Here is a 14,534-nt window from a genome sequence, read left to right as displayed (position 1 = left end):
TCCTAATCATTTAAATCATTTAGAAAAGATCTAAATGATTTTTCATAAAAAGAGCATTTTAAGAAATAAGCGTTAATCGAAGAGAGGGGTACAGAAATGACAAAATATATCTTTGTAACCGGAGGAGTTGTATCCTCGCTTGGAAAAGGAATTACGGCGTCTTCGCTCGGCCGCCTGCTGAAGAACAGAGGTTTGAATGTCACCATTCAAAAATTTGACCCGTATATCAACGTAGACCCGGGTACGATGAGCCCGTATCAGCACGGTGAAGTGTTTGTAACCGACGACGGTGCGGAAACGGATCTTGACCTCGGCCATTATGAGCGCTTTATCGACATCAATTTAAATAAATACAGCAACGTGACAACAGGAAAAATCTATTCCACGGTGCTGAAAAAAGAGCGCAGAGGCGATTATTTAGGCGGAACCGTACAGGTAATACCTCATATCACAAATGAAATTAAAGACCGTGTATTCCGCGCCGGAAAAGAAACGCACGCTGATGTCGTAATCACTGAAATCGGCGGAACCGTCGGTGACATCGAATCGCTGCCATTTCTTGAAGCGATCCGCCAGATCAAGAGCGATGTCGGCCGCGACAATGTGATGTACATCCATTGTACGCTTGTTCCATATCTTAAAGCGGCGGGAGAAATGAAAACAAAGCCGACTCAGCACAGCGTAAAAGAACTGCGCAGCCTCGGCATTCAGCCAAATGTCATCGTCGTGAGAACAGAAATGCCGATTTCTCAGGACATGAAAGATAAAATCGCGCTCTTCTGCGACATTGATCCTAAAGCCGTCATCGAGGCTGGAGATGCGGATACGCTCTACTCCATTCCTCTCGACCTTCAAAAACAAGGCCTGGACAGCCTGGTTTGCAGCCACTTGAAGCTGGATTGCAGAGAAGCCGATATGGAAGAGTGGAAAGAACTCGTCAAAAAGGTGAAAAATCTGTCCAAAACGGTAACAATCGCTTTGGTCGGTAAATACGTTGAGCTCCCGGATGCTTACATTTCAGTTGTAGAATCGCTTCGCCATGCGGGTTATGCGTTTGATGCAGACATTCAAGTTAAATGGATCAATGCGGAAGAAGTGACGGAAGACAACGTTGCCGATCTTGTTCAAAATGCGGACGGTATTCTTGTTCCGGGCGGATTCGGAGACCGCGGTGTTGAAGGGAAAATCACGACAGTCAAATATGCCCGCGAACAAAAGATTCCGTTCTTCGGCATTTGCCTCGGAATGCAGGTGGCATCGATTGAATACGCGAGAAACGTGCTCGGCCTTGAAGGAGCGCACTCAGCCGAAATCGATCCGTCTACACCGTATCCGATTATCGACCTTCTCCCTGAACAAAAGGACATTGAAGACCTCGGCGGAACACTGCGCCTCGGACTTTATCCGTGCAAGCTTCAAGAAGGATCGAAAGCATATCAGGCATATGAAAATGAAGTGGTGTATGAACGCCACCGCCACCGCTACGAATTCAACAATGAGTTCAGACAGCAGATGGAAGAAGCCGGTTTTGTATTTTCCGGGACAAGCCCTGACGGCCGTCTCGTAGAAATTATCGAGCTTAAAGACCATCCATGGTTTGTCGCGTCTCAGTTCCATCCTGAATTTACGTCAAGACCGACAAGACCTCAGGCTCTGTTCAGAGACTTCGTACATGCTTCGCTAAAGACTTCGGAAAAGCTGTAAAAAAGAAAAAGCCTGCCGGCAAATCACGCCGGCGGGCTTTTTTTGGCTCTTTCTGATGATAATGGCGGCCCGAACTGGTACTATATTCATTAGGCCGGCCTCACGTCACTAATTTCCTTTAGGCAACCCTGTTTTATTGGTATTCCTGGAGGATTTCCTTTAATGTAAAGGATAGGGCATGATAAATATAGAGGCTGACCATCAGGGACGGAAATCCGTACCTTGTTCCGTCTTCATCGGGAAGAAGCGGCATTCTCAGCTTTGAATCGATATGGACATCGGCGAAGGATGCGATCGGGACGCCGTCTTTTCCCGAAGGGGAGACGACAACAAGTCCGATTCCTTTTTCATACAGTTTTTCCGCCATTTTCAGTTCTTCGTCATCCGCTGAACCGGCGCAGAACATCAGCACTTTGTCCGTCATTTCAAAATCGGGCCAGTTTTCTTCGTCCTTCTGCAGCGGTTTGACTGAGGGGAACGGTTCAGAACTGTACATCGCTTCTTTCAAAATGCCTTCCAATTCATTTTTTCCGTATACATAAACCGAATGATCACTGATGACCGCCTGAGCCAACAAGCGGGCGCCGTCCTCTATCGATTGGGCCTCGCCCTCTTGAATCCGGTTGAAGATTCCCGTCAATTGAGTGGTGAAAATTTTAAGCAAGGTGACTCCTCCTTTTTTACTGACTATCATTATATAACAAAAGAGAATAATGGGAAAAATCCTCTAAATATGTCGCAAACTTAAATATTTTAATTAAAGGAAAAGAGAAAAACAAAACAGAATAGATAAACTACTGCTTAATTTTGGCGAAAATTATAAATATAGAGGTGTAAATCATGAATGAGAAGATTTTAATCGTAGACGACCAGTACGGGATTCGGGTTCTGCTGAATGAAGTTTTCAATAAAGAAGGGTACAAAACCTTCCAGGCCGCAAACGGGATTCAAGCGCTTGACATTGTGAAAAACCAGCGCCCCGACCTCGTTCTGCTCGATATGAAAATCCCCGGAATGGACGGAATTGAAATTTTAAAAAGAATGAAGATCATAGACGAGGGGATCCGCGTCATCATCATGACGGCCTACGGAGAGCTCGACATGATCCAGGAATCGAAGGAGCTCGGAGCCCTGACACACTTTGCTAAGCCTTTTGACATCGACGAAATCCGCGATGCCGTCAAAACGTATCTGCCCATAAAGTCCAACGGATAGCGGAAAAGTTTTTGATGTTGTCACAGTCACAATGTTGCCGATTTGTTGATTAATTGTTATTCTATATAAGTAGAGAAAAGCTGTCTAACGTTTTTTAAAAAACAAAACATTTTACATATGGCGGATTTTTCTGGTCATGCTAGGTAGGTGTGGAGGCTTTTTTCGCAAAAGCAAATCAGGCTACATAAGGAGGACTTTCGACATGCCTTTAGTATCAATGACGGAAATGTTGAATAAAGCAAAAGAAAACGGATATGCTGTCGGACAATTTAACTTAAATAACCTTGAGTTCACTCAAGCGATTTTACAAGCCGCTGAAGAAGAGAAATCTCCTGTTATCCTCGGTGTATCAGAAGGTGCGGGACGCTATATGGGCGGTTTTAAAACCGTTGTTGCAATGGTTAAAGCGCTGATGGAAGAATACAACGTAACAGTGCCTGTTGCGATTCACTTAGACCACGGTTCAAGCTTTGAATCTTGTGCAAAAGCGATTCATGCGGGATTCACTTCCGTTATGATCGACGCTTCTCACCATCCTTTCGAGGAAAACGTTGCGACGACTTCAAAAGTTGTTGAGCTCGCTCATTTCCACGGCGTATCAGTTGAAGCTGAGCTTGGAACTGTAGGCGGACAGGAAGACGACGTAATTGCAGATGGCGTCATCTACGCGGATCCTAAAGAGTGCCAAGAGCTTGTTGAGCGCACAGGAATCGACTGCCTTGCTCCTGCATTAGGTTCTGTTCACGGTCCTTACAAAGGCGAACCAAACCTTGGATTTAAAGAAATGGAAGAAATCGGAAATACAACTGGTCTTCCGCTCGTACTTCACGGCGGTACAGGCATTCCGACTGCCGACATTAAGAAAGCTATTTCTTTAGGTACGGCAAAAATCAACGTCAACACTGAAAACCAAATCGCTTCCGCGAAAGCTGTTCGCGAAACGCTGGCTGCGAAGCCTGAAGAGTATGATCCGCGCAAATACCTCGGACCTGCACGCGAAGCTATCAAAGAAACAGTTATCGGCAAAATGCGCGAATTTGGTTCTTCAAACAAAGCATAATGACGATTGGAAAAGCATCTGTTTTCCCGCAAAGCCGGGGAAACAGGATGTTTTTCTGGTGTTTTAGAGGGAAGTGCTGTTAACACATGCCATGTGACGGCATGAGGCTCTTTTGCTTCCCGTTCAGTCAAAAAAGCCGCCTGATAGCGACAGGCGGTTTTATCCATATCATCCGGAAAGCGCAAACAAGTTCCACAGTTCAGACATTTTCATGACAGGAGGTTTTATCAATATGCTGTTTTTTATTGATACTGCAAATTTAGACGAAATTAAAGAGGCGCACGCTCTCGGCGTGCTTGCGGGAGTTACGACAAATCCTAGTTTAGTAGCAAAAGAAAACATTTCGTTTCATGACCGTCTGCGTGAAATTACCGAAGTGGTTTCTGGGTCAGTCAGCGCCGAGGTTATTTCTCTGAAGGCTGAAGAGATGATTGAAGAAGGAAAAGAGCTTGCGAAAATCGCGCCGAATATTACGGTGAAAATTCCGATGACGCCTGACGGCCTGAAAGCTGTTAAAGCATTAACCGATCTCGGAATTAAAACGAACGTCACACTGATCTTCAGCGCAAATCAGGCGCTTCTTGCCGCAAGAGCAGGAGCTACGTATGTTTCCCCGTTCCTGGGACGCCTTGACGATATCGGCCACAACGGCCTCGACTTGATCAGTGAAATTAAACAAATTTTCGATGTGCACGGTTTGGACACGCAAATCATCGCCGCGTCCATCCGCCATGCGCAGCATGTGACTGAGGCCGCGCTCAGGGGAGCTCATATCGGCACGATGCCTCTCAAAGTCATTCACCAGCTTACAAAGCACCCGCTTACTGATAAAGGGATCGAACAGTTTTTGGCTGACTGGAATAAATAATTGCTTCATGTGGGTGGCAAGTGGAGGGGCTCCCTCCGTTTGTCACCATTTTGTCTTACAAAGAGAAATGAATGTTTTGCAGAAGAGAACCTTGCCGCAGTCTGCTTCGCTACTTTTCTTCCCGATAAATTTGAAATGTGTTGTATTCTTTCTCTTTTAATTGGATAGATTTTGAAATGAACCATTTATTTTGAGTTTGAAGGAAATCTCATTATGAAGCGCTCCATTAGCTATCTTCTTTAAGGAAGGAGACGATCATGGAAAAGTTAAATATAGCTGGCGGCGATCCTCTCAATGGCACAGTACATATAAGCGGAGCGAAAAACAGCGCTGTCGCTCTCATACCTGCGACGATTTTGGCTGATTCGACGGTTACGCTTGAAGGCCTTCCCCATATTTCAGACATTTTGACGCTTCGCGATCTGCTGAGAGAGATCGGCGGAAACGTTCACTTTGAAAAGGGAGAAATGGTCGTTGATCCTGCGCCGATGATCAGCATGCCTTTGCCGAATGGAAAAGTGAAACAGCTTCGGGCTTCTTATTACTTAATGGGCGCGATGCTAGGACGCTTTAAGAAAGCGGTCATCGGCCTTCCAGGCGGCTGCCACCTTGGTCCGAGACCGATTGATCAGCATATCAAAGGTTTTGAGGCGCTCGGAGCCGAAGTGACAAACGAACAGGGTGCGATCTATCTGCGTGCGGAGGAATTAAAAGGCGCGCGCATTTATCTTGATGTCGTCAGTGTTGGAGCAACGATCAACATCATGCTTGCCGCCGTGCTTGCCAAAGGCAGAACCGTAATTGAAAACGCTGCGAAAGAACCTGAGATTATCGATGTTGCCACTCTTTTAACAAGCATGGGAGCAAAAATAAAAGGCGCCGGTACGGACGTCATCCGCATCGAAGGCGTTGAATCGCTTCACGGGTGCAGACACTCGATTATTCCGGACCGGATCGAAGCCGGCACTTTCATGATTGCAGCTGCTTCCATGGGACAAGAAGTGCTGATTGATAATGTAATTCCGACGCATTTGGAATCGTTAATCGCCAAGCTCCGCGAAATGGGGGTTCGAATCGAAGAAAGCAGCGAGCAGATTTTAATGGTCGGCGGACAGAAAGAGCTGAAACCGGTCGATTTGAAAACGCTCGTATACCCCGGCTTTCCGACCGATCTGCAGCAGCCGATGACATCGCTTTTAACGAAGGCAAACGGGACGAGCGTTGTCACTGACACCATTTACTCCGCTCGCTTCAAACATATTGACGAGCTGAGACGCATGGGTGCGTCGATGAAGGTTGAAGGAAGATCGGCGATCATTACCGGGCCAGCTCCTTTGCAGGGCGCCAAGGTGAAAGCGAGTGATCTTCGGGCGGGAGCATGTCTCGTTGTTGCCGGTCTAATGGCGGAAGGTGTCACGGAAATCACCGGTTTGGAGCACCTTGACAGAGGCTACAGTCAGCTTGAAGAAAAGCTGACAAAGCTCGGGGCCACTGTCTGGCGCGAAAAATTGACAGACCAGGAAATTGAACAGCTGCAAAACTCGTGATCGACAAATGCTGTTATAGATAAAACATAAAACGATTTCATATGGGTGAGAGGAGATTAGATAGGAATGGAAAGAAGCTTATCGATGGAACTTGTTCGTGTGACAGAAGCGGCTGCGCTAAAGTCAGCGCGCTGGATGGGAAGAGGTAAAAAAGACGAAGCCGACGACGCTGCGACAAGCGCCATGAGGGATGTGTTTGACACCATTCCTATGAAGGGAACGGTGGTAATCGGAGAAGGGGAAATGGACGAAGCGCCGATGCTTTATATTGGAGAAAAGCTCGGCAACGGCTACGGCCCTCGAGTAGACGTAGCAGTAGACCCTCTCGAAGGGACGAACATCGTCGCTAGCGGCGGATGGAACGCTCTCGCAGTCATTGCGGTGGCTGATCACGGAAACCTGCTGAATGCGCCTGACATGTATATGGATAAAATCGCTGTAGGTCCTGAAGCTGTAGGCTGCATCGATATTGAAGCGCCTGTGATTGATAACTTGAAAGCTGTGGCAAAAGCAAAGAATAAAGATGTGGAAGATGTTGTAGCCACGATTTTGAACCGTCCGCGGCATGAGAAAATCATCCATGAGCTTCGCGAAGCAGGCGCCAGAATCAAGCTGATCAATGACGGGGACGTGGCCGGTGCGATTAACACCGCTTTTGATCATACAGGCGTCGATATTTTATTCGGCTCAGGAGGCGCTCCGGAAGGCGTACTCTCGGCTGTTGCACTCAAAGCTCTCGGAGGGGAAATTCACGGAAAGCTTCTTCCTCAAAGTGAGGAAGAACTGAGACGCTGTGAAAAGATGGGGCTTGATACGGGCAAAGTGCTCCGCATGGAAGACCTCGTCAAAGGAGACGATGCGATTTTCGCCGCAACTGGCGTCACAGACGGAGAGCTCCTGAAAGGCGTGCAATTCAAAGGATCTGTTGGAACGACCCACAGCGTAGTCATGAGGGCAAAATCCGGTACGGTACGGTTTGTGGACGGAAGACACAGTCTCAAGAAAAAACCTAACCTAGTCATCCGGCCATAAGGAAAAGGAAAAGCGGGGATATAAACGACCCGCTTTTCCCTTGTATTTCACTTCACGAATTGAATCAAGGTTCATACTCTGATACAATAGCTAACGGCTTTTCTTCTTCATGTCAAGGCATTTTTCAAAACAGGGTCATCTCTATCAATTTCATGTCAAATCATAAATGAAGTTGAATATGTACGACAAATGAGGTAAAACTAAAGAGTGCTGCGAAATTTTCTGCACATGCTGGTTCCTAGAGAGAACCAAAATCCTGCCGCATCTATCAGATATGCGATTATCTTCTCTTGTTAAGTCCTCGCTTCTTTCTCGACTCATACTTATAATCCTTTTCAATACGTCGATATATATGGGTAGAAGCGTTGCCGGTAAAACGAATCGGCAGTATACATTAATCGTCTTTCGTGAAATTGATGAGACAAAGTAAATTATTCGATTAGAAAAGAGTGGTGTTCTTAGTGAAAGATGTATCCATTTCATCTTTGGAAAATATGAAATTAAAAGAGCTGTATGAGCTTGCAAGGCATTATAAAGTCTCTTATTACAGCAAACTGACAAAAAAGGAACTGATTTTTGCCATTCTGAAAGCAAACGCCGAACAGGAAGATCTGCTGTTCATGGAAGGCGTATTGGAAATCATCCAGTCCGAAGGGTTCGGCTTTCTCAGACCGATCAACTACTCGCCTAGTTCAGAGGATATCTATATTTCCGCCTCACAAATCCGCCGTTTTGATTTGAGAAACGGTGATAAAGTGTCCGGAAAGGTCCGCCCTCCAAAAGAAAACGAACGGTATTACGGCCTGCTGCACGTTGAAGCGGTTAACGGCGACGATCCTGAATCAGCAAAAGAACGCGTGCACTTTCCGGCATTAACGCCTCTTTATCCAGATCGCCAGATGGTGCTTGAAACGAAGCCGAATCACCTGTCAACACGGATCATGGACATGATGGCGCCGGTCGGCTTTGGACAGCGCGGTCTGATCGTCGCTCCGCCTAAAGCGGGTAAAACCATGCTCTTGAAAGAGATCGCGAACAGCATCACAACCAATCATCCGGAAGCGGAGCTGATCGTGCTTCTTATCGATGAAAGACCTGAGGAAGTGACCGACATCGAACGTTCGGTTGCAGGAGACGTTGTCAGCTCAACGTTTGACGAAGTTCCTGAAAACCATATCAAGGTGGCCGAGCTTGTATTGGAACGTGCAATGAGGCTTGTTGAGCATAAAAAGGACGTTATCATTTTAATGGACAGCATTACAAGGCTTGCCCGCGCCTATAACCTTGTCATTCCGCCGAGCGGCAGAACGTTGTCCGGGGGAATCGATCCCGGCGCTTTCCACCGTCCAAAGCGTTTCTTTGGAGCAGCCCGCAACATTGAAGAGGGCGGCAGCTTAACGATCCTGGCGACCGCTCTCGTCGACACGGGCTCGCGGATGGATGACGTCATCTATGAGGAATTTAAAGGAACAGGGAACATGGAGCTTCATCTTGACCGTTCTCTTGCGGAAAGAAGAATCTTTCCTGCCATTGATATTCGCCGTTCGGGTACGCGTAAAGAAGAGCTTCTCGTTCCGAAAGAGCACCTTGATCGTCTGTGGTCAATCCGGAAAACGATGTCTGACACGCCTGACTTCGTCGAGAAATTCATGAGAAAAATGAAAAAGACGAAAACGAATCAGGAGTTTTTCGATATTCTGATCCAGGAATGGAAACAAGCCAATATGTCTGCTGCAAGGCGCTGATTTAAAACTTTAGTTTGCAAAACGTCCGAATCGCTGTTATAATTCTATCATGTGCGTTCCGGAGGTTTTGCCCCGGAATAATAACTCTGTTTCCGAATTGGATTCAGGGCGGAAGGAGATGACAGACATGAAAGCAGGAATTCATCCTGAGTTCAAAAAAGCAACAGTCAAATGCGCTTGTGGAAACGAATTTGAAACAGGTTCAGTAAAAGAAGAGGTACGCGTTGAGATTTGTTCTGAATGCCATCCGTTCTACACTGGCCGCCAAAAATTCGCTTCTGCTGATGGTCGTGTTGATCGCTTTAACAAAAAATACGGTCTTAAGTAATAATAGATATGATAAACAGGCAGGGATTCTTCTTGCCTGTTTTTTACTTGCAATAATTGCTGGAGAGGAGTTAGTTGGATGTACATCATGAAGCAAAGCGGCTGGCTTGAACTCATATGCGGAAGCATGTTTTCGGGCAAATCAGAGGAGCTCATCCGCCGGATCAAAAGGGCGACGTTTGCGAAGCAGGAAGTCAAAGTGTTTAAACCAGCCATTGATAATCGCTACAGCAGCGAATCGGTTGTATCGCATAATGGGACATCCATTGTGTGCCATGCCATCGCATCTCCGGAAGAAATTTTTCAATACATAAGCAAAGAAACGGATGTCATCGGCGTCGATGAAGTGCAGTTTTTTGACGAAACGATTGTCGGCACGTTAACTTCTCTGGCTGATCAGGGCTACCGTGTGATTGCAGCAGGCCTTGATTTGGATTTCCGGGGCGAGCCTTTCGGCGTCGTGCCCGATCTGATGGCTTTAGCGGAAACGGTGACCAAGCTGCAAGCCGTGTGCTCTGTCTGCGGATCTCCAGCCAGCCGCACGCAGAGGCTGATCAATGGAAAACCTGCTTCTTATGACGATCCGGTCATTTTGGTTGGGGCCTCCGAAGCATATGAAGCGCGCTGCCGCCACCATCATGAAGTGCCTGGAAACCCGAAATGAAATCGGAAAAACATATAGATTTTCACTCGAAAACACTTGGTAAAAACAAGTGTTTTTTTTATTGAATCCTTTTTGCGGGAATTAATGTAATTAAAAAACTTAATTAAGAATACGAAAAAATTAACTAATTTTCATCGCTTGAATTTTGACAAAAGCAGGCATAAAATGACTTACTGTAGTCAGTAAAAAGTAAATAGGTTTTAGGAAATGTTCAGTTTTTTGTCAAAAAACGCGCGTTACATATTTGACAAATCTACATGTGTAAAAAGGCAAATATTCTATATTGTTTACCGTATTTATTTCACTTCATTAACATTTTAAGAAAGAAGGTAATTAGTGTGAACAACATGAGAAGAACGAAGGAAGGACATTTGGAGACTTCTTTGCGGGGTAAAGACGTTCTTTCCATTCCAACGCTAAATAAAGGTGTTGCATTTTCTCTTGAAGAAAGAAAGAACCTCGGTCTAGAAGGGCTTCTGCCGCCGACTGTTCTCAGCCTTGATCAGCAGGCAGAACGGGCTTACGAACAATTTTCCCGTCAACCTGACAGACTTCGCCAAAACGTATATTTGAACGATCTGCAAAACAGAAACGAAGTGCTTTTCTATAAATTATTGCAAAACCACCTGCGTGAAATGCTTCCGGTTGTCTATACGCCTACTGTCGGCGAAGCGATTCAGGAATACAGCCACGAATACCGCAGACCGCACGGCGTTTACTTGTCAATCGATGATATGGACGGAATCGAAACGGCTTTTAAAAACCTGCAGGCATCTGCTGATGACATCGATTTGATCGTCGCTACAGATTCCGAAAGCATTTTGGGGATCGGCGACTGGGGCGTCGGAGGCATCAATATTGCGATTGGTAAGCTTGCAGTATATACGGCGGCAGCGGGAATCGATCCGAGCCGCGTTATCCCGGTCGTACTGGATGTCGGAACGAATAATGAAAAACTGCTAAACGATCCGCTCTATATCGGAAACCGTCATCCGCGTGTAGAAGGCGAGCGCTATGAACAATTTATCGACGCTTATGTCGAAACAGCATTGAAGCTTTTCCCTAACGCGCTTCTACACTGGGAAGATTTCGGAAATAAAAATGCCCGCAATATCATGAGTAAATATAACCATAAAATTGCAACATTTAATGATGATATTCAAGGAACAGGGGCTATCACGCTGGCTGCGATTTTAGCAGCTGTCAAAAAGACCGGCACGTCTTTGAAAGACCACCGGGTCGTCATCTTCGGACCTGGTTCTGCTGGTATAGGAATCGCTGACCAAATCCGCGACACCATGGTGCTTGAAGGGCTTTCAGAAGAAGAAGCCAACCGTGCATTCTGGACAGTCGATTACAGAGGATTATTAACGACAGGCATGGATCAAATCATGGATTTCCAAGAACCGTATTTGCGCGATACGGAAGAAGTGAAAGATTGGAAACGCAATGAAAAGGGAGAGATTTCCTTTGAGGAAGTCATCCGTCAAGTGAAGCCTACGATCCTGATTGGTACATCAGGTGTTGCCGGCGCCTTTAGTGAAGAAATCATCAAAGAGATGGCGGCTCATACTGAGCGTCCTGTGATTCTGCCGATGTCAAATCCGACACATCTGGCCGAAGCTGTTCCTGAAGACTTGTTCAAATGGACGGACGGAAAAGCGCTTGTGGCGACGGGAAGCCCGTTTGAAGCTGTTGAGTACAATGGCGTGAAACACGAAATCGGACAATCCAATAACGCTTTTGTATTCCCTGGATTAGGCCTGGGTACAATCGTTGCGAAAGCGAAAGTCATCACAAACGGCATGTTTGCTGCATCTGCCAACGCGGTCGCGAACATGGTGGATCATGAAAAGCCGGGTGCAGGTCTTCTGCCGAAAATCGACGACCTGCAAGACGTATCCGTTCAAGTGGCGATCGACGTTGTAAAAGCTGCCATTAAAGACGGCGTGGCCCAAGTTCAGCCTGAAGATGTCGAAAAGGCTGTCCGCGAAGCCATGTGGCGTCCGGAGTATAAAACAATTGTTGCAAAACAAGACTAATATTAGGTTCTGAGGAAACGATAAAAGAAACGGCAGCCCGGGTGCGGATGTTTTGTCACCGGGCTGCACCAATCAAATTTGAAAAAAATGGGATCGGCGGCTGTGTAACAGGGCGACCGCGTTTATCAGCCGCCGTTAATACGTCCCTGAAAGGGACAACATAGAGGAGGAAACAGCCTTGAGCTTTTTAAATATTTTAATCCTCCTTGCGCCAATATTTTTTGTTATTGCGCTGGGATGGTTTGCGGGTCACTTTGGAAGCTATGATGCTAAATCAGCAAAAGGGGTAAGTACGCTCGTAACGAAATACGCGCTTCCGGCCCACTTTGTATCAAGCATTTTGTCAACGCCAAAAGATAAGTTTTACAGCCAGATTCCGCTTATGATTTCATTGGTAATCGGTATCGTTGGATTTTACGTTATTATTTTGCTTCTTTTACGATTTTTGTTTAAATACGATTTAACAGATGCTTCAATGTTCTCATTGAACTCAGCACAGCCGACATTCGCCTTTATGGGCATTCCTGTATTGGGCAGCCTGTTCGGCATGCAGGAAGTTGCGATTCCAATCGCGATTACGGGAATTGTCGTAAATGCGATGCTTGATCCTCTTGCGATCATCGTCGGAACCGTCGGCCGTTCTTCAAAAAAACAAACGGAAACGACGGACAGCATTTGGAAGGTGACAGGAAAATCAATTTTACACGGTTTGTCTGAACCGCTTGCTTTTGCACCGCTTGCAAGTATCATTCTTGTGTTATTCGGTCTGCAAATTCCTGAATTGCCGCAGAAAATGCTTGATATGCTCGGAGATACGACTTCAGGAATCGCCCTATTCGCAGTCGGGGTGACTGTCGGAATCCGCAAAATTAAATTCAGCATGCCTGCCTTGAGCATCGCTTTATTAAAAGTCGCTGCTCAGCCTGCTTTAATGTTTGTGATCGCGATGGTCGTCGGCCTTTCTTCTGCCGACATGACAAAAGCGGTTCTGCTCGTGGCATTCCCTGGTTCTGCTGTGGCGGCCATGATTGCTACAAACTTTGAAAGCCAGGAAGCGGAAACGGCATCCGCGTTTGTGATCAGTGCGGTGCTGTCAATTATTTCGCTGCCGATATTGATTGCAATTACAGCTTAAGTAAGAAAAAAGCTTGCAAGAAGCCGTTTATGGCCTTGCAAGCTTTTTTGCGCTTTAAAAAGAGAAGATCGATTTCAATTTGCTCTTCGGTTTTTTTTCTTCTCTTCTGACGGCTGTATCTTTTTCCCGGCGGTTCATGCTTTCCAATTGGCTGATTTTCTGCTCGAGATGCTTGATCTGCTGCCGTTCTTCTTCAAGTTCGCGCCTTTGCTGCAGAAGCTGGTAGGAGACGACCTCGTCCGCTTTTTGCTCCAGCTTTCTTTCCAGCTCGGCGATTTTCTTTTGGAGCAGCTCGCGTTCAAGCTGTTCATGCTCTAAAAAACGCTGCAGCCTTTCTTCGAGCCGCTCATTCAATTGCAGTGCAGGCTCTTTCGTTTGAATCATTTCGTTTTTCTTGATGAAGAAGGTTTTTTTCGGGCGTTTGACCGTGACATCCTGCATAGGCGTACCGTTTTTCAACTGCTCTTTTACTTCTTTTAAAATGGCGATATCGTCTTCCGTGAAAAAGTAGTGGCCAAGCTCATTTCGGGAAGCGGGCAGTTGCAGCTGCTTGACCCAACGCTGCACCGTTTTGGTTGAAACCCCCAGTTCATTTGCCGCATCAGCAGTATTCATAAGATACCTCCTTTTAACCTGTAACTGTTCATTAAAAAGGGTATTCGACCTGAATGAAAAGGCCTCCTTCCTGTTAGACAAAAGAAGAAGGGATTCGGCAAAGAAAGCGGTTTTTCCCCAGAGGGTGCAGCCGTTGCTATGCTTCGTAAAGCTCTAAAGGCAGGCCGTCCGGGTCGGAGAAGAACGTATAGCGCTTGCCCGTCCCGGGATCGGTGCGGATCGGTTCAGCAGTGATGCCTTTTTGCTTGAGCTCCTTGACGGTCTGGTCAAGATCGGCCACCGTGAAAGCCAAATGGCGGAGTCCGGCAGCTTCGGGTCTGGTAAGGCGTGCGGGCGGATCCGGAAAAGAAAACAGTTCGATGACATAGCGGCCGTTTAATGAGAGGTCCAGTTTATATGATTCCTGATCCTTTCTGTACGTTTCGCTCAGAATCTCAAGTCCGAGCTTGTCGACATAGAATGTTTTGGATGCTTCATAATCCGAGCATATGATGGCGATGTGATGAATCGATTCCAGCATTGAGTCAAGCTCCTTTTTTCTTAAAAGTATAGCAAAAAGACGCGGCTGCTGCCGATAACG

At 46.4% G+C, this 14,534-nt stretch carries 14 protein-coding genes; 11 read left to right on the top strand and 3 right to left on the bottom strand.

The genetic code is table 11. The features are described from left to right. Positions 1-96: 96 nt before the first annotated feature. Positions 97-1,704, top strand: a complete 1,608-nt coding sequence (locus TRNA_RS40985; protein WP_003186064.1) for a CTP synthase — start codon at positions 97-99, stop codon at positions 1,702-1,704. 133 nt (positions 1,705-1,837) lie between these two features. On the opposite strand, the gene TRNA_RS40980 is transcribed toward TRNA_RS40985, so the two are convergent. Beyond that, positions 1,838-2,368, bottom strand: a complete 531-nt coding sequence (locus TRNA_RS40980) for a DUF2529 domain-containing protein (RefSeq protein WP_009329789.1) — start codon at positions 2,366-2,368, stop codon at positions 1,838-1,840. A 173-nt stretch (positions 2,369-2,541) separates the two neighbouring features. Here TRNA_RS40980 and TRNA_RS40975 point away from each other — a divergent pair, with 173 nt between their 5' ends. The 10 genes from TRNA_RS40975 (at position 2,542) to TRNA_RS40930 (ending at position 13,339) form a co-directional block, all read left to right on the top strand. Then, positions 2,542-2,919, top strand: coding sequence for a response regulator (locus TRNA_RS40975; protein ID WP_085959535.1), 378 nt, complete (start codon positions 2,542-2,544; stop codon positions 2,917-2,919). Positions 2,920-3,121: 202 nt separating this feature from the next. Next, positions 3,122-3,979, top strand: coding sequence for a class II fructose-bisphosphate aldolase (locus TRNA_RS40970; RefSeq protein ID WP_003186061.1), 858 nt, complete (start codon positions 3,122-3,124; stop codon positions 3,977-3,979). 232 nt (positions 3,980-4,211) lie between these two features. Further along, positions 4,212-4,847 carry a fructose-6-phosphate aldolase gene (gene fsa, locus TRNA_RS40965; protein ID WP_003186060.1) on the top strand — a complete coding sequence of 212 codons (636 nt, stop codon included), beginning with the start codon at positions 4,212-4,214 and terminating at the stop codon, positions 4,845-4,847. Positions 4,848-5,104: 257 nt separating this feature from the next. Then, positions 5,105-6,394 carry a UDP-N-acetylglucosamine 1-carboxyvinyltransferase gene (locus TRNA_RS40960; RefSeq protein WP_003186058.1) on the top strand — a complete coding sequence of 430 codons (1,290 nt, stop codon included), beginning with the start codon at positions 5,105-5,107 and terminating at the stop codon, positions 6,392-6,394. A 66-nt stretch (positions 6,395-6,460) separates the two neighbouring features. Continuing rightward, positions 6,461-7,426 (top strand): class II fructose-bisphosphatase, encoded by a 966-nt coding sequence (glpX, locus tag TRNA_RS40955; protein ID WP_003186056.1) that lies wholly within the window; start codon positions 6,461-6,463, stop codon positions 7,424-7,426. 461 nt (positions 7,427-7,887) lie between these two features. Further along, the gene (gene rho, locus TRNA_RS40950) at positions 7,888-9,171 is read left to right on the top strand and encodes a transcription termination factor Rho (protein ID WP_003186053.1); all 1,284 of its coding nucleotides are present in this window, start codon (positions 7,888-7,890) and stop codon (positions 9,169-9,171) included. Positions 9,172-9,298: 127 nt separating this feature from the next. Beyond that, positions 9,299-9,499, top strand: coding sequence for a 50S ribosomal protein L31 (gene rpmE, locus TRNA_RS40945; RefSeq protein ID WP_003186051.1), 201 nt, complete (start codon positions 9,299-9,301; stop codon positions 9,497-9,499). A 78-nt stretch (positions 9,500-9,577) separates the two neighbouring features. Then, the gene (locus TRNA_RS40940) at positions 9,578-10,162 is read left to right on the top strand and encodes a thymidine kinase (protein WP_003186050.1); all 585 of its coding nucleotides are present in this window, start codon (positions 9,578-9,580) and stop codon (positions 10,160-10,162) included. A 338-nt stretch (positions 10,163-10,500) separates the two neighbouring features. Then, the gene (gene malS / locus TRNA_RS40935) at positions 10,501-12,204 is read left to right on the top strand and encodes an oxaloacetate-decarboxylating malate dehydrogenase (protein ID WP_003186049.1); all 1,704 of its coding nucleotides are present in this window, start codon (positions 10,501-10,503) and stop codon (positions 12,202-12,204) included. Between the two features lie 178 nt (positions 12,205-12,382). Continuing rightward, entirely contained in the window at positions 12,383-13,339 is a 957-nt protein-coding gene (locus TRNA_RS40930) for an AEC family transporter (RefSeq protein WP_003186048.1), read from the top strand. Between the two features lie 54 nt (positions 13,340-13,393). On the opposite strand, the gene racA is transcribed toward TRNA_RS40930, so the two are convergent. Continuing rightward, positions 13,394-13,954: a chromosome-anchoring protein RacA gene (gene racA, locus TRNA_RS40925; protein ID WP_011198392.1), complete on the bottom strand. Its 561-nt coding sequence runs from the start codon at positions 13,952-13,954 to the stop codon at positions 13,394-13,396. Between the two features lie 136 nt (positions 13,955-14,090). Continuing rightward, positions 14,091-14,474 (bottom strand): SMU1112c/YaeR family gloxylase I-like metalloprotein, encoded by a 384-nt coding sequence (locus TRNA_RS40920; RefSeq protein WP_011198391.1) that lies wholly within the window; start codon positions 14,472-14,474, stop codon positions 14,091-14,093. Between the last annotated feature and the right edge of the window lie 60 nt (positions 14,475-14,534).

Source organism: Bacillus licheniformis DSM 13 = ATCC 14580, from assembly GCF_000011645.1.
Lineage (GTDB): Bacteria > Bacillota > Bacilli > Bacillales > Bacillaceae > Bacillus > Bacillus licheniformis.
Note: the sequence above shows the minus strand (reverse complement) of the source record. Positions and strands in the feature narration are given on the sequence as shown.

Coding starts and splice junctions, on each gene's coding strand:
- TRNA_RS40985 (WP_003186064.1), top strand. CDS start 97: ATGACAAAATATATCTTTGTAACCGGAGGAGTTGTATCCTCGCTTGGA.
- TRNA_RS40970 (WP_003186061.1), top strand. CDS start 3,122: ATGCCTTTAGTATCAATGACGGAAATGTTGAATAAAGCAAAAGAAAAC.
- fsa (WP_003186060.1), top strand. CDS start 4,212: ATGCTGTTTTTTATTGATACTGCAAATTTAGACGAAATTAAAGAGGCG.
- TRNA_RS40960 (WP_003186058.1), top strand. CDS start 5,105: ATGGAAAAGTTAAATATAGCTGGCGGCGATCCTCTCAATGGCACAGTA.
- glpX (WP_003186056.1), top strand. CDS start 6,461: ATGGAAAGAAGCTTATCGATGGAACTTGTTCGTGTGACAGAAGCGGCT.
- rpmE (WP_003186051.1), top strand. CDS start 9,299: ATGAAAGCAGGAATTCATCCTGAGTTCAAAAAAGCAACAGTCAAATGC.
- TRNA_RS40940 (WP_003186050.1), top strand. CDS start 9,578: ATGTACATCATGAAGCAAAGCGGCTGGCTTGAACTCATATGCGGAAGC.
- racA (WP_011198392.1), bottom strand. CDS start 13,954: ATGAATACTGCTGATGCGGCAAATGAACTGGGGGTTTCAACCAAAACG.
- TRNA_RS40920 (WP_011198391.1), bottom strand. CDS start 14,474: ATGCTGGAATCGATTCATCACATCGCCATCATATGCTCGGATTATGAA.